The sequence below is a fragment of the Neptunicoccus cionae genome (genome assembly GCF_002860325.1).
In the GTDB taxonomy this organism is placed as follows: domain Bacteria; phylum Pseudomonadota; class Alphaproteobacteria; order Rhodobacterales; family Rhodobacteraceae; genus Amylibacter; species Amylibacter lutimaris.
Window position 1 is genome coordinate 64878 of the sequence record NZ_PKOJ01000010.1, and the last position, 18725, is coordinate 83602.

Here is an 18725-nt window from a genome sequence, read left to right on the forward strand (position 1 = left end):
GTCAGGCGCGCAAACGTTCGTTTTGCGGATCCCAAAGCGGCGCGTCTTCCTGCACCACAGCTTTGAACCGCTCTCCGTAGATTTCCACTTCCAGTTCGGTGCCCGGCTCGGCCAGATCCGCCCGCACCATGCCCAGCGCAACCGAGGCATTCACGCGGTAGCCCCAATCCCCCGAAGTGGTTTCACCCACAACCTGCCCGTCATGCCAGAGCGTTGACATATAGGGGGCATCCGCCTCTCCCGCGTCCACGATCAGGGTGACAAAAGCCTTTTTGCGGCCCTGCTGTTTCTCGCTCTGGATTGCAGCCCTGCCGGTGAAATCGAACGGCTTGTCGAGCTTCACAAAGCGTTCCAGCCCGCCTTCCAAAAGGGTGTAATCGGTGGACAGATCGCCTTTCCAAGCACGATAGCCTTTTTCGATCCGCAAGGAGTTCAGGGCATACATACCAAAGGGCTTGGCCCCTGCGTCAAGAACCGCCTGATAGATTGGCGGCATATCGGCATTTTCGGCGTGGATTTCCCAGCCCAATTCCCCCGCAAAAGACACACGGATCAGGAATGCCTTCTGCCCTGCAACGGTGGCCCATTGATGTGTCAGCCAACCCTGTTCCAGATCGGCGTCGGTAATTCCGGACAGTACCTCACGGGATTTCGGGCCGGTCACGATCAGCGTATCCCGCTCGGTGGTGGTTTCGCGAACCGTCACGCCGTCCGGTACGGAGTTGCGGATCAATTCGCCGTCGTGCCACTGGGCCGTGGCAGCGGTGATCAGAACGAAACTGTTCTCTTCCAGCCGGATGCAGGACATTTCTGTCAGGATGCGTCCGCGTTTGTCTGAAACGTAAATCAGGTTCATCCGGCCCGCCTTGGGGATGCCGCCGGTGCAAAAGCCCCGCAGCCAGTCATCGGCCCCGTCGCCCTGCACCCAGAACCGCGAGAATCCGGGCAGGTCCAGCACACCGCAGTGATCGCGCACCGCTTCGCATTCCTCTTTTACCCGCTGGGTCCACGGGCCCTGACGGTTCCACGTGTGGGTGGCTTCTTCGGATGTGTCATCCCCGTCCTTTGCAAACCAGTTGGCCCGCTCCCATCCGTTATAAGCACCCATCACACCGCCGAGTTCGACAACCTTGTCGTGGTTCGGAGACAGTTTCTTGTCCCGACCGGCAGGCCATTCGTGGTGGGGGAAGTGCATGGCGTATTCGTGGCCGTAGACCTCCATCCCTTTCTGGATGCAGTAATCCTCGTCGGTGTAATCGGTATAGCGGCGCGGATCGACAGCCCACATATCCCACTCGGTTTCGCCTTCGGTGATCCACTCCGCCAGTACCTTGCCAGCACCACCCGCTTGGGCGATGCCAAAGGTAAAGACACAGGCCTCAAACGCGTTTTTCACACCGGGCATCGGCCCGATCAACGGCAACCCGTCCGGTGCGTAAGGGATCGGCCCGTTGATGACTTTGTTGATCCCGCTCTGCCCCAGCAGCGGCACGCGGGCCATGGCATCCTCCATGTACCACTCCAGACGCTCCAAATCGTCGGGATATAGCTGGAAGCTGAAATCCTCGGGCATCGGATCTTCGGGTGTCACCCAATGGGCCTTGCAGTTGCGTTCATACGGGCCAAGGTTCAAGCCGGTTTTTTCCTGCCGCAAATAATAGGATGTATCCACGTCCCGCAGCAGCGGCAGTTTGCCGTGTTCCTTGGTAAAGGCTTCGATCTCGGGAATTTCCTCGGTCAGCATGTACTGGTGGCTCATCACCATCATGGGCACGGTGCGCCCGCCGTAGGGTTTGAACCACTCGCCCACGCGCTGCGCGTAATAGCCAGCGGCATTCACCACAAATTCGCAGCGGATTTCGCCCTTTTCGGTTTCAACGATCCATTCATCCCCTTCGCGGCGCACGCCGGTGGCGGGGGTGAACCGCAGGATTTGCGCCCCCATATCCCGCGCGCCTTTGGCCAGCGCCTGTGTCAGTTGGGACGGGTCCATATCCCCGTCATAGGGGTCGTAAAGCGTCCCTTCGAGATCGTGGATTTCAAGGAAGGGATAGCGCTCTTGCGCCTCTTTCGGGGTTTCGATGGTGATGTCCATCCCCTGATACCGCCCCATGCCTGCCGCCCGCTCGAACTCCTGCATGCGCTCTTTGGAATGGGCCAGCCGGATAGAACCGGTGACATTATAGTTCATCGGGTAATCCACCTCTTCGCCCAAACGGCGGTACAGTTCGGTGGAATAGCGCTGCATGTTCATGATCGACCAGCTGGTGGAAAACGTCGGAATATTTCCCGCCGCATGCCATGTAGACCCGGCGGTCAGTTCGTTCTTTTCCAGAAGGACACAATCGGTCCAGCCTGCCTTGGCCAGATGGTAAAGCGCGGAGGCCCCGACCGCCCCGCCGCCGATGATGACTACCCGTGCAGTCGTTGGAAAATCAGCCATGTTGAACTCCTTAGTCGATCACCAGTCTGGCAGCGAGACCGCCAAACAGGATTGCTGTTATCTTGTTGAGGATTGCGACCCGCTTGCGCAGGACCGCCGAAAATGCACCTGACGCTGCGCCGAGGCAGAGACAGAAAATTAAGCCGAAAAACTGGAACACCGCCCCGAGCACGAGGATCTGCATCCAGATCGGGCCGATTGCCGGATCGGTGAATTGCGGGATGAAGGCAAAGATGAAAAGGGCGGTTTTCGGGTTCAACACGTTGGTCACAAAGCCGCGCCGGATTGCGACTGTGACGCTCTGCGCGGCGCGACCCCGCCCCACGTCCCCGTCGGCCCGCCATGCCTGTACCGCCAGCACCAGCAGATAGGCCGCCCCCGCATATCGGATCGCGCTATAGGCGGCAGGATGGGCCAGCAGCAGGGCAGACAAGCCCGCCGCTGCCATCAGAATATGCACTGCGATCCCGATGTTCACCCCGACCGCCGCCGCCATACCGATGCGCGGCCCACCCGAGATGCCGGAAGCCGAGACAAAGACGAAATCCGCGCCGGGGGTGAGGTTTAACAACAGACCGGCCCCGATAAAGGCCAGCATCACCGCAGGGTCAAATCCGGTAAGCACCTCCCACATCATCCCTGCTCCTTTTGAGGCAGACCGTCGGCAATCTCGTAATAATCGCCTTTATCGGCCACAAATATGTGTTTCTCCGTATGCAGGCCGGTGTCCCCGTCAAGGGTGCCGGTTCCGATGGAAGTGGCCCCTTCGCCGTCCATTTCCCAGAACAGCGATGATCCGCAGACCGAACAAAACCCGCGCCGCGCTGTGGGCGAGGATTGATACCATTGCAGACCGTCACTTCTGGTCAGGGTCAACCGGTCGCTTGGCACTTGTGTCGCGCTCCAGTAGTGGCCGCTGGTTTTGCGGCACTGGGTGCAGTGGCAGGCAACCGAGGGGCGCAAATCCCCGCTGACTTCAAAGGTGACAGCACCACAAAGGCAGGATCCGGTTTTCATCTGTTTCTCCCCTGAACGCGCATTAATACACCGGCGGCGCAATGGCCCAGACCGCCACCGCATCCTGATCCCAAGGGTTGGCCCAGCGGTAGGGTTCTCCACGGATGCGGAAACTGTCGCCCGGTTGCAGATCGAACTGATGCGCCCCCACCCAAAGCCGCAACCGACCCGAAATCAGATAGCCAACCTCTTGCGTGGGACGGCTTTCGAAATGGTCCATTTGCGCGCCAGCCTCGAATGTGGAATGGAACATTTCGAAATCATCGGTCAGATCGGGGGACAGCAACTCCTCTACCAGCCCGTCGTTCGTGGTGCCGATCCGGCGGCGGGCGCCCTTGCGCACAACGTAACCTTCTTCGCCCGCAATGGCCGGCGCCTGCCCGAAAAACAGCGAAACTGACACATCCAGCGCCTGCGCAAGGATTTTAAGTTCTTCGATGGAAGGATGGGAAATATCCCGTTCCACCTGACTAAGCCAGCCTACGGATTTCCCCGAAGCCTCTGCCAGCGCGGTCAGGGTGACATTGCGCAGTTTGCGCAAGGCCCGCAAATCAGCCCCGAGTGATGCAGAAAGCTGTGCTGACGTATCCGGCATGATTCCCCGCGTGTGAAATTATACATGAAAATTTCACCATAATTTTCATACTCGCAAGTCCAATTGCGACAAATTTTGAATTTTCAGACGTTTTTGACCATTTGGGTGCTATTCCCGAATCCAAAGCCGCGCCATAGTGTCGGGAATACTGGGGAGAACCATGCAGCGAAACGAGCTGACATTTCCAAGCACGTCTTTCTTGGGCCGCTTAAGCGATGAGTCGTGGAACGAACTGTCGTCCCTGTGGACGGTCAAAATGTACCGTGCCCGCCACTTTCTGATATCCGCCGACGACAAGGACAGTATGGATGTCTATTTCGTCATCGACGGCTCTATCCGCGCCACCGTTTACACGGATGCCGGACGGGAGGTATCGCTGCTGACCTTTTCGAATGGCGACTGCATCGGAGAGTTCTCGGCCCTCGACGAAGCCCCCCGCTCCAGCGATGCCATTGCAGAGCGGGACAGTATCGTCGCCCGCATCTCTCCTGAACAATTCAGAAGCCTTGTGAAAAAAAATCCGGATCTCAGCTATACTTTGCTGATGTTGCTGGTGGGGCATTTGCGCCGCCTGTCAAAACGGGTGATCGATTTCAACGCGAAATCCGCGGATGAAAGATTACGGGATGCAATCCTTGATCTGGTTGAAAAACGGGCCGGCAACGGGGATTCCGTTCTGATCGACCGTCCCCCGACCCAATCGGAACTGGCCGCCGTGGTGTTTTCCTCCCGTGAAAGCGTCGCCCGCGAAATGGGCCGGATGCGCAACGCCGGTGTTCTGTTGCGCGTCAAACGCAGCCTGCACGTACCAAGCGTGGCAAAGCTGCGCGACTATGTAGAATCCACCTCTCCCTGAACCTTCGCCTGACGGCTTTCCAAAGGAATCATCTCGACTCCCGTGCTGGAATTTTGATAGGAACAAAACCGGAACATAACTCTGTTAGTCTCATGCCGATCCGTCGAATCCTGTCTGTCTGGTTTCCCCATCTTGCCGCCGAAAGGGTGCTGCGCAACCACCGTGGGGCGTTGCTGCACCCGTTCGCAATTGTGGCCCAACAGGGCAATGCGCTGTCGCTTTCCAGCCTTTCGCCCGAAGCGGCTGCCGAAGGACTGCAGGTGGGGCAATCCCTTTCGGATGCACGGGCCTTTTGCCCCGAGCTGCTGACCGCGCCGGAAAACCCGCTGCAAGAGGCTGCCTTTCTGGCAGGATTGCGCCGCTGGGCAGGGAAATACACCCCTTGGGTGGCCAGCGAGGCACCGGCTTCCCTGTTGCTGGACATCACCGGTTGCGCCCATCTGTTCGGCGGGGAAAACGGTATGGCGGAAAGCATCACGCAGGATCTGGCCCGCCTGCGTCTGACAGGGCGGTTCGGAATTGCCGATACACCGGGTGCAGCCTGGGCATTGGCCCGTTATGCCGGACAGTCTGCGACTGCCCACCGTTCCGGCGATGCCATTGATCAGGAAGCCCGCGCCACCCGCTCGCGCGCCTTCAAGCGGCGCAACTGGGAAAAGGGCGGCCCTGCACCAAGCCGGATTGCCGCTGATCCCGACGCCCCGAGCATTGCACCACCCGGTGAAACCCGCAGCGCCATTTCCCGCCTGCCGGTGGCCGCCCTGCGGTTGTCAAAGGAGGATTGCGTCAATCTCAACCGGTTGGGGGTGCGGATCATCGCGGATCTGATCGGCCTGCCCCGCGCCGCCCTTGTGCGTCGCTTTGGCCGCGATGTGGTGATGCGGCTGGATCAGGCGCTCGGGGTGGATCCCGAACCGGTCTCTCCGGCGAAACGGACCCATCACTTTGCCACCCGCCTGTCCCTGCCCGACCCGATCGGCCTGCAGGATGACATCACTGCGGGCGTTGACCGACTGCTGCCCCCGCTCTGTGAAAAGCTGCGCAAGGCAGGACGCGGGGCACGACAGGTGCGGCTGTGGTGTTTTCGAACGGATCACACGGTCCAGATCATCGAAATCGGGCTGGCCCGCCCGAACCACGATCCCGACCGCATCCGCCCGCTGCTGTTGCTGCGCCTGCCCGATATCGAGGCCGGTTTCGGGATCGATACCCTGCGGCTTGAGGCGTTTCTGACCGAACCCCTGTCCGACATTCAGCACAAAGGCCATGCAGATGCGGTGGCCGCCGCCCGTGAACGCCGCGATAATACCGACACGACGAGCGACCTTTTGGGGCGGCTTGGCGCGCGGATCGGGCTGGACAGTCTGACCCGCCTGCATCCCGCAGACAGCCACATCCCCGAAAAGACTGCAACACGCATGGCCGCAGCCTATTGTGCACCTGCCCGAAACTGGCCCGAAACCTACCTGAACCGGCCTGTGACGCTCTTCCCGCCGGAACTTGTCACCCCTATCGACGAACAAACCACCCCGACCACGACGGCTCCGCCCGCCACCGGCCCGATGCCACCGCCCCCCTGCTTTCGCTGGCGACGGCGGGAATTTCACACCCGCAGCGCCAGCGGCCCCGAAAGGATTTCCCCCGAATGGTGGCTGGACGATCCCAACTGGCGCAGCGGCACACGGGATTACTGGCAGGTGGAAACCCGCACGGGGGAAAGGCTCTGGCTGTTCGAAACCAAGACACGCATGCGATCAGGGGGATGGTTTTGTCAGGGGGATTTCGGCTAGGCCGCCCCCGTCAGAGCCGCAGCCGCAGCAATCCGTAAGCCGCAAGCAGAATGGCAATGCAGCTTGCCAGCGCATAGGGCGCGCGCAGAGCAAGCTCCCTCCCGATTTCCGGCTCAACGACCGAGACCACCCAGCCGGCCAGCAACGCCCCGACCGGCATCATGCCCCAGCCGAAGAAGCGGTAAATGCTGTTCACCCGCCCCAACAACCCGTCCGGAATCAAGCGCTGGCGATAGGAGACCGTCACCACATTCCACAACAGGGCAGCGAACATTTCGATAAACAGCGCAAAGGCGACCACCCACGGATTGGACGTCGCAAAAATAAGAATGAACATCACCGGAAACAGGAAAAGAACAACTTGCAAGCTGCGCTCTGCCCCGAAACGCGCAGCGATGCCGGGACACACAATACCACCGACCACACCGCCAGCGGCTCCCGCCGTCAGCAGGAAGCCGTGGCCGACGCCGTTCAGCCCGAGAATTTCCTGAGAGAAGAGAACCAGCACGGTCAGCGCCATCACAGCCAGCATGTTGGAAACGCCCAGCATCAGGGCAAGACGCATCAGCTTGGGGTGCTGCACCAACCATCTGAAGCCCTCCAGAACCTCTGTAAACATGCTGCGTTTGGCAGGCATGGCACGGGGCGGCACCACAATCAGCCAGACCACCCAGGCCGCAACCGCAAAGGTCACTGCATCGAGCGCGAAAGGCGCAGGCACCGCATAGGCGATCAGCAGGCCGGCCAGCGGCGGACCAATGAAACTGCCCATGATCTGCTCAACGCTCCAGATCTGCCCGTTCGCCCGCTCCAGATCGCCCGGCGCGACCACCGATGGCAGGGCAGTTTGTGCTGCGTTATCCCGAACCACTTCGGCAGAGCCGAGCAGAAAGGCCAGACCGCAGAGCGCCAGAATATACAGGTTCACCTTATCATCCGGCGGCAGGTCCGGCAGAAAGGTGATCAGGGCAATCACCCCCGAGGTGAGCAAAAGCCGCAACAGATCGGCCATCACCATAAGGCGCTGACGGTCCCCCCGATCGGTAATGACACCGGCAGGCAGGGTAAACAGAAGCCAAGGCAGGCGGGTCGCAAAAGCGACATAACCGATAAGAACCGGATCCCGCGTGATCAAGGTAGCCAGCCAGGGGAAGGCCAGCGCGGAAACCCCGTCCCCCAGATTTGAAATTGCAGAAGCTGAAAATAGCAGCCTATAATTCCGGTTAGAATACAACAAAGACATGGGCTACTCTGTCCTGCCTTTCCACTTCAAAGTCAACTACCACAAGTAGAAGCAGGGTTAATTTACCCAGCCTGCCGGAAACAGATCAGCGCAGACATTGGTTTGACTGGCAGGTCGCGGCGTAGGAAGCCTTCTGCTTTTTGCTCGCGCCATGGTGGAACCGCCGGGACATGCATAAGGCAAAGAGCCCCGCTGACACCACACTTATCATGACATTACAGAAACTGGAGCAACCTCACCCGTCAAACCGTTTCACCCTGCGCTGCGGGTAAAGGTAAGTGTTTTCTCATCCGACAGCGCGGGTTGGAACTTATACCCGTCGAGATCAAAATCCTGCAAACCCTCAACCGTTTCCACACGGTTTTTGATGATATAACGGGCCATCGCCCCGCGCGCACGTTTGGCAAAGAAGCCGATCATCTTCAGTTCGCCGTTGCGTTCCTCTTTGAACGAAGGGGTGATTACAGGCGAAACCATCTTCTTTTCCTTCGCCGCTTTGAAATATTCGGTACTGGCAAGGTTAACCACGGGCGCACCACCTGAAGCCTCATCCAGTGCGCCACAAAGCTTTTCACCCCAATAGGCATAGAGCGTAGCACCCGCGTCGTTTTTGAGCCTGCTGCCCATTTCCAGACGATAAGGCTGGATCAAATCCATAGGGCGCAGCAAACCGTAAAGCCCGCTCAGAATGCGCAAGTGATCCTGCGCATAGCTGCAATCGGATTCATCAAAACCGGCAGCTTCCAGTCCGGTATAGGTGTCACCGGCGAAGGCAAACATGGCCTGCTTTGCATTCTCCGCAGAGGATTGCGCAGAAAAACCGTCAAACCGCGCCTTGTTCAGTTTCGCCAGATCCTCGCTGATGTGCATCAGGCTGCGCAGATCACTCACGCTCAACTTCTGCGCAATCGCAGCCAGCCGGTTCGCATCTTCCTGAAACGCCGGATAGGTTTCCGGCATAGGTTCTGCAGGTCGGTCAAAATTGAGCTTTTTTGCAGGGGAAAGCACAGCCAACATATCGGGTCTCCAGATTTTGTTGGGCCGCTATTACAGGAAGAAACGCCGGAAGACCAACCCCGATTGGCCAATAAATCCCGAACTCTGACCAAGCCTTACGGGATGGGGCAGAATAAACGAAGGCTGCCTGTTTAAGCAGCTTTCTCTGAATGAATTTCATCCAGAAAGGCGGCGCCGAACCGTTCTGCCTTAACCTCTCCAACCCCAGAAATTCGGGCCAGCGCGGCCAGATCGGACGGACGGGCCTGCGCGATCTTTGACAGGGTCGCGTTACTGCAATTGAGGTAGGTATCCATACCGCTTTCGCCTCGTGCCAAGCGCAACTGGGCCGTTTGCAAACGGTCGAACAAATCGCCGGCTTCCCGTCCGGCGAGCTTGCGTCTGGCGGGATGGACCTGTTCGGCTTCCCCGTTAATCACCTCAAGAAAAGCCGCGCCGTATCGCTCCAGTTTGACGGCTCCCACTCCCCCAATCCTTGAGAATTCGTCAAGCGAGCGGGGCCGTGCCTCAACCATATTGATCAAAGTGGCGTCGGGAAAAACCACGTATGCCGGTGCCTGAATGGCCTCCGCCAGCGCACGCCGCTTTGCCTTTAACGCCGAAAGCAGCGGTTCGTCCTCTTCGGCAACCATTGCGCGTACCTTGCTGGTCCTGCGGTTCTGACGCTGGATCGTATCGCGGCGCAATTCTATGCTTTCCTCACCTTTCAGGATTGGCCGTGCCCGCTGTGTCATGCGAAACGCACCGTGCCGTTCCATATCCGGCCGGATCAGATCATACCCCATCATTTGACGGAAAATGGCCTGCCACTGTGCCTTGTCATATTCAGCCCCGACACCGTAGGTCGGCAAGGCATCATGGCCGCGCTGGCGGATCTTGTCAGTTGCAACGCCGCGCAGGATATCGATCAGATGCCCCGCACCAAAGGATTCTCCTGTCCGCAAAACCGCAGAAAGCGCCTTGCGCACGGCATCTGTCCCGTCAAAAACCTCCGGCGGATTGGCGCAAAGATCGCAATTGCCGCAACCATCAATTTCGTCTCCGAAATAACGCAAAAGGACGCGACGGCGGCAGCGCCGCGCCTCGGCCAGCCCAAGCAGAGCGTTCAAACGCCCGTGGTCTGCTTCCTTGCGTTCGGGCGGGGCAAGTCCTTCGTCAATCTGGGCGCGGCGCAGGCGGACATCATCCGCACCGTAAAGGGTTAACGTATCGGCAGGCGCCCCGTCCCGACCGGCACGGCCGATCTCCTGATAATAGGACTCCATCGACTTGGGCAAATCCGCATGTGCCACCCAGCGGATGTCTGGCTTGTCGATGCCCATGCCAAAGGCCACTGTCGCGACGACGATCAACCCGTCTTCCCGCTGGAAACGGGTTTCGGCAAGTCGGCGGTCGTCCCGTTCCATTCCCGCGTGATAGTGCAACGCCGAATGCCCTTCGGACCGCAGGGCAGTGGCAAGTGTCTCACATTTGTTGCGCGACGAGCAATACACGATGCCCGACTGCCCCTTGCGTGCGCCAATAAAGTCAAGCAACTGGCGGCGCGGGCTGTTCTTGGGCTGGAACGCGAGGTTAATGTTAGGCCGGTCAAATCCGCGCAGGAATGTGGAGGGCGTCTCACCATCGAACAACCGGTTTACAATTTCCTCTCGCGACTGGGCATCGGCGGTTGCAGTGAACGCGGCCAGAGGCACGCCCAGTTCTTTGCGCAATGCCCCGATCCGCAGATAATCCGGACGGAAATCATGGCCCCACTGGCTTACACAATGGGCTTCATCAACTGCGATTAACCGTGTGCCGATCTTCCGCAGGAGCATCACCGTGCCGGGGTTGGCCAACCGCTCCGGCGCGATATAAAGCAGTTTCAAGGCACCGTCTTCCAATGCCTGAAAAACTTCCTCCGTCTCTTCCTCACTGTTTCCCGAAGTCAGCGACCCTGCGCCGACACCCACCGCATTCAGGGCGCGCACCTGATCCCGCATAAGGGCAATCAATGGCGAAATGACCACTGTGACCCCGTCCAGACAAAGAGCTGGCAACTGGAAGCACAGGGACTTTCCGCCCCCCGTCGGCATGATCGCCAACACGTTTTCACCAGCGAGAACCGCGTCCACCACTTCCTTTTGGCCATCGCGGAAAGCGGTAAAACCGAAAATTTCCGCCAGTAAATCCTGGGCTTTTGCCTGTCGGTCTAACATATTTGTTTTTCGTCTGCTCGTTCACTTGTAGTTTTGACAGGTTGATAAACGCTTAACAACCCGCAACCATCCAGCTTAATGCCCATTCCCAAGCCCCCCTGCATCCATTAGAAGGCGCGGTATCATGGCGTCAGAAAAACCGAAATCCCTGTTCTACTTCCTGCAGTACCTGCCCGTTGCAGCTTTGCTGGCGATCTCGAAACGGCTGCCTTTTGACGCCCGCGGCGCATTGGCGGGTGCGGTTGTCAGCTTTGCCGTGCGCTGGCTGCCGCCGTTCCGCAAACGGGTCGAGGAAGGGCTTTGCCGCGTTTACCCTGATATGCCCCGTTCGGAACGCAACCGCATTGCATCGGCAGTCGGGCGTAACATGGGACGGACCCTGACCGAAATTCTCTACAATGCGGAATTTGCCAGCAAAACCGACCGTTTCATCGCAAACGGGCCGGGGCTGGCAGCGCTCCATCAGGCCCACGCAGAAGGCAAAGGCGCTTTGATCGTGTCGGGCCATTTCGGCCAGTGGGAGGCGATCCGCCACTATCTGAAAGCCGAAGGGCTTGAAACCGGCGCTGTGTACCGTCCCAATTCGAACCCTTGGTATGAACCGCATTTTCTGGGCGGCATTCGCGAGGGCGGTGCACCGATCGTACCACGCAGTAATAGCGGAACGCTTCAGATGGTGCGCCACATCCGCAAAGGCGGATTCTTTGCAATTCTGGCGGATCAATATGTACAATGGGCTGAAAAAATTCCTTTTCTCGACCATATGACTTCAACCACCACATCTCCTGCGGAGCTGGCACTTAAATACAATCTGCCACTCGTCCCTGCCTTTGGATTGCGCGATGCTGACGGCCGAACGATCCATATTACTTTTGAAGAACCGATCGCCCACACTGATCCAGCCACGATGATGACCGAGTTCAATGCGCGGATAGCTGCGCGGATACATGCCAATCCCGGACAGTGGTACTGGTTGCATCGCCGTTGGAAAAACCTGTAACACCTTTCCATTCGCCCGTATTGTCTGACCAGAACTGACTTGGAAGAAACCGGTGCCGCACGCTGTGATTAAACTCCTTACCTATGTCGCGACGATACCATTACTTTTCTGGGTGGTGCTGCAAGTCCTGCTCCGGCGCGGCAGTTTAGACACTGCGAAAAACCGCTTGGGCATTTCTACGGAACAGACACCTGACAAGCCGTTGATCTGGCTTCACGCGGCATCGCTTGGCGAACTTACCTCAGTCAAACCGTTTCTGCTCTTCCTTGCGCGCAACTTTCCAGAGCATGTCCTGTTGATTACAACGAACAATCCTGCCGCGCTAACAGCAGCACGCGGCTGGGCCGATTTGCCGACCATTTTGCAATCAGCCCCGCTGGATGTGCCTTTTATTATCAATCGCTTCCTGAAGCATTGGAAACCTGTGGGTTTCATCAACATAGAAGGCGAGATCTGGCCGAACCGGTTTGCTGCTCTGGCAAAGAAGAACATTCCTTCCATTATGTTAAATGCCCGCCTTTCCGAACGATCTTCCGAAAAACTTTCGGTATTCGGAGCACGCGCGATGGGCTTGATGCACTTCAGACAGATTTACGCGCAGGATCCCCGCTCCGCAGAGAACTTCGAAACTCTGGGCGTTCCGCGGGACTGTGTTCGCACTATCCCGAATTTCAAATCTCTGGTGTCACTTCCTCCTCCTGATCCGCGCATGGTCGCGCGGTATGATCGTGAAAATACCTTACTGGCTGCTTCAACCCATGAGGGCGAGGAACCGTTGATTCTGGATGCGTTTCAGTCACTATTGTCAGAAAATCCTAATTTACGATTAATACTGGTGCCAAGGCACCCGAACCGCGTGCCGGGTATCGTCAGAACCGCGCAGCAGCAAAATCTGGAGGTGGGCATCTACGGCGAAAACCCTGTTCCGGAACAGGTTACTGTTGTGGACTCTCTGGGGAGCCTGCAACGCATCTATCCTCTTGCAAAGGTTACGCTTGTCGGGGGCTCGCTGGTGCCTGACATCGGCGGACACACCCCCTACGAGCCGCTTCGGGCCGGCAGTGCCATCGTGAGCGGGCCGTTTCATTCAAATTTCAAACAGGAATACGAGGTGCTTGCCCAATCGGAAGGCTGTATTCTGGCAAAAGAGACCGAACTGGCGTCCGCCCTGACAGATGCTTTCACTCGGGGAGATGATATGGCTGCGAATGCCCAGAAGGTTTACCCGTCGGCAGCGGATCCGACAGTGCTTTTCAATGACATAGCACAGAAGGTCGGGCTTGAATGATCAGTGAACTTGCATTTGCATCAAAACGTATCTTTCTGGGTGAGGCCTTTCTGGCGCAACATTCATGTAAAATTAATATTTTGCATGAAAACTTGGCTGGGAAAACCGTGGCAATCGTCGGCAACGCCCGCAGCCTGAGCGATCAGTCTTTCGGACCGGACATCGACCGGTGCGATCTGGTAATCCGGATGCACGCGGCGCCTCTGCCCCAGGCAGAAAGTCATGGAACGCGTACCTCCTGGCTGGCGCTTGGTATGCCTGTGCCACAGGAGATTATAGACGAACGGAAGCCTGACCGCCTGTTGTGGATGGCAAAGAAACGCAAGCGCCTGCGGGCACGCTTTGCAAATGCGAAAGGATTTTATCTACACCCCAAAACAGAATGGGACCGAATGGCAGATGAACTTAAGGCTCCGCCAACGACGGGCATCATGTTGATTGACCTCGTCGCGCGGTCCGAGGCTTCGGAAATTCATCTGTTCGGGTTTGATTTTTTTACCAGCCTGTCCCTCTCCGGTCGTCGCACGGCTGCTCAAGTTCCCCATGACTTTACCGCAGAGAAACACTTCGTTCAGAAGCTCGTCGCACGGGATCAGAGGGTTGTACACCACACTGATACACACTAACCACAGTTTCAAAGACTGATCAGGTGGACCAATGGACAAAGCGGTATCAATCAAAGACGCGATTCAGACCAACCTCGTGGGATTACGCGCGCTGGACGAACAGCTCGGGTCTGCCGAACTGGCTGCGGCGCTCGATGCGGCACTTGACCTGCTTTACGCGATGAAAGGCCGTTTGATCGTTGCCGGTGTCGGGAAAAGCGGGCTGATCGGGCGCAAACTTGCAGCGACCTTTTCATCCACGGGTACACCGGCCTATTTCGTCCATCCAGTAGAAGCAAGCCACGGCGATCTGGGCATGATCCAGTCTGACGATGTGGTGATGCTGCTAAGTTGGTCCGGTGAAACCCGCGAGCTTTCTGATTTGCTGGCGTATACCCGCCGCTTTGGCGTTCCTGTAATTGCCATAACCGGCAGCGCGAACAGCACGCTGGCCCGCTCCGCCGATGCCGCGCTGGTTCTTCCGAAAGCACCTGAAGCTTGTCCGCACAACCTCGCCCCGACCACCTCAACCCTTCTGCAACTCGCTATCGGCGATGCGCTGGCTGTTACCGTGCTTAAGATGAAGGGCTTTTCGGAAGAGAGTTTCCGCGATTTCCATCCGGGCGGCAAACTTGGTGCAGCATTGACACCGGTTCGGGACATAATGTTCAAAGACTCCGACCTGCCGACCGTCCATGAGGACGCGCCAATTATCGAAGTGCTCGGGGAAATATCCCGCAAGACCCTTGGCATCGTCGGTGTACTTGATGAAAGCGGCGCCCTTAAGGGGGTGATCACGGACGGGGACATCCGCCGCTATCTGGAGGCAAATTCCGCCGGTTCCATGAAAGAGGCGATGTGGGAGAAACTCGCAAGCGCCCTTATGACGCCCGGATCGGTGCATCTGGAACCGCAAAGATCTTGCGCACGCGCCTTGCACGTCCTTCAAAGCAACAAGATTTCAGCGGCTTTCGTCATCGAAGACGGCAAGCCGGTCGGGGTTGTTACCCTGATCCAGCTCTTGTCCCTCGGCGTTGCCTAAAGGCGCCTCCGCGCCCGATTTACATATCGATACAACCGGCGACTTCCACATTACCGTGTTTGAGGATGGGGCAGCCTTTTGCCAGTTCCACAGCTGCATCAATTGAGTCCGCTGAAACGATTGTGTAACCGGATGCCGGATTCGATCCGCCATCATCCGCGACCCCTTGCGCACTCACGGTTTTACTCTTGCCGACGGGTGCACCGCCGTCCACCACAGCCTCCCCCATGTCGGCATACCATTGCTGCCAGGCCTCCATCTCCCGTGCGCCTTCTTCGGGGGTGTCGGGCATTTTGCCGCCATGAAATACAAATAGAAAATTGGGCATATTATTCTCCAGTTCGAGTTCATTAAAAATTAATCTGCACGAAAGCTTGATCCTGCACCTTCAGGACCGGCTGCTTTGCGAAGCTGCACCAAATCCAAAGACTGCCTCATACGACAAAACCTGTACCTGAAAGCCTAACACATTTCGTTGCTTGAAAGAATTTTTATTACGGGTAGGGTCTGCCCGATAAAACCCCAAGTCCTTTCTTACCCATAGGTTAACGCGATGAAACTCTCGGAAAACATGCAAGGCGCCGCCTTGATGACGGCCGCAATGGCGGGGTTTGCACTGAATGATGCTGCGCTGAAATTCGGCGGCAGCGACATGGGCCTGTTTCAGGCGATTTTCCTGAGAGGTATATTTGCCGCCCTGCTGATCGGTGTCTTCGCTTACATGCGCGGGGCATTGCAATCGCCGCCGTCGTTCCGCGATTCAGGCTGGATCGCCCTGCGCTCTTTGTCTGAGATCGGCGCGACGCTCAGCTTTCTGACCGCCCTGTTCCATATGCCACTGGCGAATGTGACGGCCATTCTGCAAATCCTGCCCCTGACCATCACACTGGCTGCGGTTGTGTTTCTGGCCGAACCCATCGGTAAAAAACGGATACTGGCGATCCTCGCAGGTTTTCTCGGGGTACTGATTATCATCCGGCCCGGCACCTCCGATTTCAACGCTTATGCCCTGCTCGGGTTGCTGGCCGTGGCGTTTGTGACGGTGCGCGATATTTCTGCGCGCCAGCTAAGCGTTAATGTCTCAAGCCTTTTCGTCGCCTTTGTCGCCGCCCTGGTCATCATGCTGACAGGGGCAACGGGTGTCATTTTCAGCCAGAGTTGGGCGCCCACATCCCCGTCCGAACTGGGCATTCTTGCCCTTGCCGCCTGTTTCCTGTTCGTGGGGTATTACTGCTCCGTTGCCACCATGCGGGTGGGCGAGGTCGCGGTCGTCACACCGTTCCGCTATTCCATTTTACTTTGGGCTATTGCGCTCGGCTGGATCATCTTCGGAGATGTACCGGACGGTTGGTCGATCCTCGGTATGGCCATTATTTTCGGATCAGGCGTTTTTGCAATGTGGCGGGAGCGGAAAGTGAAGCGCAAGGCTGAACGGCTTTCGAAACAGCGTCAGACAGCGGTAAAGGCAGGGCTTGCCAGCGACATGCCACCGGTTAATCTGCGATAGAAACCGGCCTTCATACTGCCGCGCAACAGAAAGCAATTCCCATGCCCCAAACCATTACCAAACACGTCAAGGATATGGTCGCCGAAGCGAATACCCGCGTGACAACAATTCCGACAACTCAAGCCTTTGATCTGGTGAACAGCCCGGATCACGTATTGGTGGACCTGCGGGACTTTCGCGAACTGAAACGGGGCGGTAAAATTCCCGGCGCGTTTTCCTGTCCGCGCGGGATGCTGGAATTCTGGATTGATCCGGACAGCCCCTATCACAAAGAGGTTTTCAATCAGGAAAAAACCTACGTCTTTTACTGCGCCAGCGCATGGCGGTCTGCACTCAGTGCGCTGGTTGCACAAGAAATGGGATTGAAACCTGTTGCCCATATCGAAGGTGGTTTCGGAGCATGGGTCAAGGCTGGCGGTCCCGTCGAAACCGTGGAATAGCGCCGGCCCTGCCTGTCACGCGCGATAGGTGATCCGACCACCGCAAATGGTTGCAACCGGCCGGGCCGCACCCAACTGGTCCGGCGCAACACTCTCCAGATCGGTGTCCATCACCACCACATCAGCCATCATACCGGCCCGCAAACGGCCTTTGCGGTTCTCGTTGAACTCCACCCAAGCGTTGTCACGGGTGTAGGACGCCAATGTATCCCGCAGTGTCTGGCGCTGGTCGGGCCAGTGATCGGGCAGATCCACGCCTGCAACTGCCCCCTGAATGGTTGGCATGACATCCACCGGCACCACCGGCCAGTCGGTCGAGAAAATCACCTTGGCGCCAGAGTTGCGAATGGTCTGCCATGCGAAGGCATGTTCATACTGGAAATCATGAAGAAGGTAGCCTTTTTCATAAGGCGGAAAGAACCCGCCAAGGGGCGAGTGTAACGGCTGGATGGACGCCACAACGCCAAGTTCGGCAAAGCGCGGTATATCGTCGGGATGCACGGTTTCGATATGTTCGATCCGGTGGCGGCTGTCACGGGGGCCATTGGCACGCCGCGCGGCCTCGTACCCGTTAAGTGTCTGGCGCACGGCAGCATCCCCGATGGCATGAACTGCAATTTGCAGCCCCATCGCGTCTATGCGGGTACAGGCCTCGTCAAAATGTTCGGGCGAAAACAGCGGCGCACTGCAACTGTCTGTGTTCGGATAGGGCTGCAACATATAGGCAGTGCGGCTGTCGATCACCCCGTCCATGAACATCTTGACCCGAGAGGACCAGACCATATCACCTTTATAAGCCGCGCGCATTTCTGCGGCTTCTGCGATCCTGTCCAGCGGGTCGGTGTGTTTCAGGTGCATCGGCACTTCGGTCCGGCACAAGAGATCACCGTCCTCCTCCAGTGCAGCCAGCAATTCGAGCTGATAAAAATTGCCATCCATATTATGCAGACCGGTAATCCCGTGAGAGGCGCAATGCTCCAGTCCGCGCAGCATCACCGCCTTGTCCACGGCCCGTTCCTTGGAAGTTGCCGGTGGCTCGGGATTTGCGCCGGTCATCAGGCCGAGCATCTCCCGCCCGCCCAGCGCAGTGCAATCCAGTACCGCTTTATAGGCTCCGGGCTCGCGCAGTTCTCCGGCTGCGGTGCCGTCTTCAGCCATCACCACTTCAGAGCCTTCGTCCACCTCTGCGCCGTGCAACAGACCTGCCATTTCCAGCGCCTTGGTATTGGCCCAAACCGTGTGATGGTCCGAGGCCATAGCCGCAAACGGGCGGTCCGGCATCGCCGCATCCAGATCCTGACGGGTAATCGGGCGGTCGCCCATCGCATGATAGTCTATGGCGCTGGCAAAGAGGAGCGGATCATCGGGGCGGGATTCGGCATAGGGGCGCACCGCTGCCGCAATCCCATCTACGCCTTCAGCACCATAGAGATTCAGGTAATCCAGTTCTGCTGCGCCCTGAAACAGATGCACATGGCTGTCAATAAATCCGGGGAGCACGGTGCCACCCTCCGCGTCGATTACTTGGGCGGTGCCTGCGATCTCTTTGATTTCCGCAGTGCTGCCCACAGCGGCGATCATGCCGTTCTTTATTGCCAGCGCTTCGGCGTCCGGCCCGTCAAACGTGATGACGCGGCCATTCAGGATTACCAGATCCATATTTTCGGTCCTTCAGGAAAAACGG

Annotated in this window: 17 protein-coding genes; 8 read left to right on the forward strand and 9 right to left on the reverse strand. The window is 57.9% G+C overall.

Annotation, left to right across the window (positions count from 1 at the left end; all coding sequences use genetic code 11):
- Position 1: 1 nt before the first annotated feature.
- Genes C0U40_RS18760 through C0U40_RS18775 form a run of 4 tightly spaced genes read right to left on the reverse strand, consistent with a single transcriptional unit; the run spans position 2 to position 4055 of the window.
- Positions 2-2443: a GcvT family protein gene (locus C0U40_RS18760; RefSeq protein ID WP_101657327.1), complete on the reverse strand. Its 2442-nt coding sequence runs from the start codon at positions 2441-2443 to the stop codon at positions 2-4.
- A 10-nt stretch (positions 2444-2453) separates the two neighbouring features.
- Complete coding sequence (locus tag C0U40_RS18765; protein ID WP_286135116.1) at positions 2454-3080, reverse strand: LysE family translocator; 627 nt, start codon at positions 3078-3080, stop codon at positions 2454-2456.
- The gene (locus C0U40_RS18770; RefSeq protein ID WP_101657329.1) at positions 3077-3460 is read right to left on the reverse strand and encodes a GFA family protein; all 384 of its coding nucleotides are present in this window, start codon (positions 3458-3460) and stop codon (positions 3077-3079) included. The genes C0U40_RS18765 and C0U40_RS18770 overlap by 4 nt, the downstream gene beginning before the upstream one ends.
- A gap of 22 nt (positions 3461-3482) precedes the next feature.
- Positions 3483-4055, reverse strand: a complete 573-nt coding sequence (locus C0U40_RS18775; RefSeq protein ID WP_101657330.1) for a helix-turn-helix domain-containing protein — start codon at positions 4053-4055, stop codon at positions 3483-3485.
- A 160-nt stretch (positions 4056-4215) separates the two neighbouring features.
- Here C0U40_RS18775 and C0U40_RS18780 point away from each other — a divergent pair, with 160 nt between their 5' ends.
- Positions 4216-4911 (forward strand): Crp/Fnr family transcriptional regulator, encoded by a 696-nt coding sequence (locus C0U40_RS18780; RefSeq protein ID WP_101657331.1) that lies wholly within the window; start codon positions 4216-4218, stop codon positions 4909-4911.
- A gap of 92 nt (positions 4912-5003) precedes the next feature.
- Positions 5004-6701 carry a Y-family DNA polymerase gene (locus tag C0U40_RS18785; protein WP_101657332.1) on the forward strand — a complete coding sequence of 566 codons (1698 nt, stop codon included), beginning with the start codon at positions 5004-5006 and terminating at the stop codon, positions 6699-6701.
- Between the two features lie 10 nt (positions 6702-6711).
- Here the strand turns inward: C0U40_RS18785 and C0U40_RS18790 are convergent, their stop codons facing one another.
- The 3 genes from C0U40_RS18790 to recQ form a co-directional block, all read right to left on the reverse strand.
- Positions 6712-7944, reverse strand: a complete 1233-nt coding sequence (locus C0U40_RS18790; RefSeq protein WP_101657333.1) for an MFS transporter — start codon at positions 7942-7944, stop codon at positions 6712-6714.
- Between the two features lie 252 nt (positions 7945-8196).
- Positions 8197-8961, reverse strand: a complete 765-nt coding sequence (gene yaaA / locus C0U40_RS18795; protein WP_101657334.1) for a peroxide stress protein YaaA — start codon at positions 8959-8961, stop codon at positions 8197-8199.
- A gap of 131 nt (positions 8962-9092) precedes the next feature.
- Complete coding sequence (recQ, locus tag C0U40_RS18800) at positions 9093-11159, reverse strand: DNA helicase RecQ (RefSeq protein WP_101657335.1); 2067 nt, start codon at positions 11157-11159, stop codon at positions 9093-9095.
- A gap of 124 nt (positions 11160-11283) precedes the next feature.
- Between recQ and C0U40_RS18805 the strand changes: the two genes are divergently transcribed.
- From C0U40_RS18805 to C0U40_RS18820, 4 genes are all read left to right on the forward strand, one after another.
- The gene (locus tag C0U40_RS18805) at positions 11284-12159 is read left to right on the forward strand and encodes a lysophospholipid acyltransferase family protein (RefSeq protein WP_101657336.1); all 876 of its coding nucleotides are present in this window, start codon (positions 11284-11286) and stop codon (positions 12157-12159) included.
- Positions 12160-12223: 64 nt separating this feature from the next.
- Positions 12224-13447 (forward strand): 3-deoxy-D-manno-octulosonic acid transferase, encoded by a 1224-nt coding sequence (locus C0U40_RS18810; protein WP_180957751.1) that lies wholly within the window; start codon positions 12224-12226, stop codon positions 13445-13447.
- Entirely contained in the window at positions 13444-14073 is a 630-nt protein-coding gene (locus C0U40_RS18815) for a glycosyltransferase family 29 protein (protein ID WP_101657338.1), read from the forward strand. The genes C0U40_RS18810 and C0U40_RS18815 overlap by 4 nt, the downstream gene beginning before the upstream one ends.
- 31 nt (positions 14074-14104) lie before the next feature.
- The gene (locus C0U40_RS18820) at positions 14105-15094 is read left to right on the forward strand and encodes a KpsF/GutQ family sugar-phosphate isomerase (protein ID WP_101657339.1); all 990 of its coding nucleotides are present in this window, start codon (positions 14105-14107) and stop codon (positions 15092-15094) included.
- 19 nt (positions 15095-15113) lie between these two features.
- Here C0U40_RS18820 and C0U40_RS18825 read toward each other — a convergent pair whose 3' ends face one another.
- Positions 15114-15422, reverse strand: a complete 309-nt coding sequence (locus C0U40_RS18825; RefSeq protein ID WP_101657340.1) for a YciI family protein — start codon at positions 15420-15422, stop codon at positions 15114-15116.
- 225 nt (positions 15423-15647) lie between these two features.
- Here C0U40_RS18825 and C0U40_RS18830 point away from each other — a divergent pair, with 225 nt between their 5' ends.
- Together C0U40_RS18830 and C0U40_RS18835 are read left to right on the forward strand one after the other, a co-directional pair.
- Positions 15648-16601 carry a DMT family transporter gene (locus C0U40_RS18830; protein ID WP_101657341.1) on the forward strand — a complete coding sequence of 318 codons (954 nt, stop codon included), beginning with the start codon at positions 15648-15650 and terminating at the stop codon, positions 16599-16601.
- Positions 16602-16642: 41 nt separating this feature from the next.
- Positions 16643-17041, forward strand: a complete 399-nt coding sequence (locus tag C0U40_RS18835) for a rhodanese-like domain-containing protein (RefSeq protein ID WP_101657342.1) — start codon at positions 16643-16645, stop codon at positions 17039-17041.
- Positions 17042-17056: 15 nt separating this feature from the next.
- On the opposite strand, the gene C0U40_RS18840 is transcribed toward C0U40_RS18835, so the two are convergent.
- Positions 17057-18700: an amidohydrolase gene (locus C0U40_RS18840; protein WP_101657343.1), complete on the reverse strand. Its 1644-nt coding sequence runs from the start codon at positions 18698-18700 to the stop codon at positions 17057-17059.
- Positions 18701-18725: the final 25 nt, after the last annotated feature.

Bases quoted from the DNA above. Each gene is read 5' to 3' on its own strand.
- C0U40_RS18805 (WP_101657336.1), top strand. From the start codon at position 11,284: ATGGCGTCAGAAAAACCGAAATCCCTGTTCTACTTCCTGCAGTACCTG.
- C0U40_RS18790 (WP_101657333.1), bottom strand. From the start codon at position 7,944: ATGTCTTTGTTGTATTCTAACCGGAATTATAGGCTGCTATTTTCAGCT.
- C0U40_RS18820 (WP_101657339.1), top strand. From the start codon at position 14,105: ATGGACAAAGCGGTATCAATCAAAGACGCGATTCAGACCAACCTCGTG.
- C0U40_RS18825 (WP_101657340.1), bottom strand. From the start codon at position 15,422: ATGCCCAATTTTCTATTTGTATTTCATGGCGGCAAAATGCCCGACACC.
- C0U40_RS18785 (WP_101657332.1), top strand. From the start codon at position 5,004: ATGCCGATCCGTCGAATCCTGTCTGTCTGGTTTCCCCATCTTGCCGCC.
- C0U40_RS18840 (WP_101657343.1), bottom strand. From the start codon at position 18,700: ATGGATCTGGTAATCCTGAATGGCCGCGTCATCACGTTTGACGGGCCG.
- C0U40_RS18760 (WP_101657327.1), bottom strand. From the start codon at position 2,443: ATGGCTGATTTTCCAACGACTGCACGGGTAGTCATCATCGGCGGCGGG.
- C0U40_RS18815 (WP_101657338.1), top strand. From the start codon at position 13,444: ATGATCAGTGAACTTGCATTTGCATCAAAACGTATCTTTCTGGGTGAG.
- recQ (WP_101657335.1), bottom strand. From the start codon at position 11,159: ATGTTAGACCGACAGGCAAAAGCCCAGGATTTACTGGCGGAAATTTTC.
- yaaA (WP_101657334.1), bottom strand. From the start codon at position 8,961: ATGTTGGCTGTGCTTTCCCCTGCAAAAAAGCTCAATTTTGACCGACCT.
- C0U40_RS18770 (WP_101657329.1), bottom strand. From the start codon at position 3,460: ATGAAAACCGGATCCTGCCTTTGTGGTGCTGTCACCTTTGAAGTCAGC.
- C0U40_RS18835 (WP_101657342.1), top strand. From the start codon at position 16,643: ATGCCCCAAACCATTACCAAACACGTCAAGGATATGGTCGCCGAAGCG.
- C0U40_RS18780 (WP_101657331.1), top strand. From the start codon at position 4,216: ATGCAGCGAAACGAGCTGACATTTCCAAGCACGTCTTTCTTGGGCCGC.
- C0U40_RS18775 (WP_101657330.1), bottom strand. From the start codon at position 4,055: ATGCCGGATACGTCAGCACAGCTTTCTGCATCACTCGGGGCTGATTTG.
- C0U40_RS18830 (WP_101657341.1), top strand. From the start codon at position 15,648: ATGAAACTCTCGGAAAACATGCAAGGCGCCGCCTTGATGACGGCCGCA.
- C0U40_RS18765 (WP_286135116.1), bottom strand. From the start codon at position 3,080: ATGATGTGGGAGGTGCTTACCGGATTTGACCCTGCGGTGATGCTGGCC.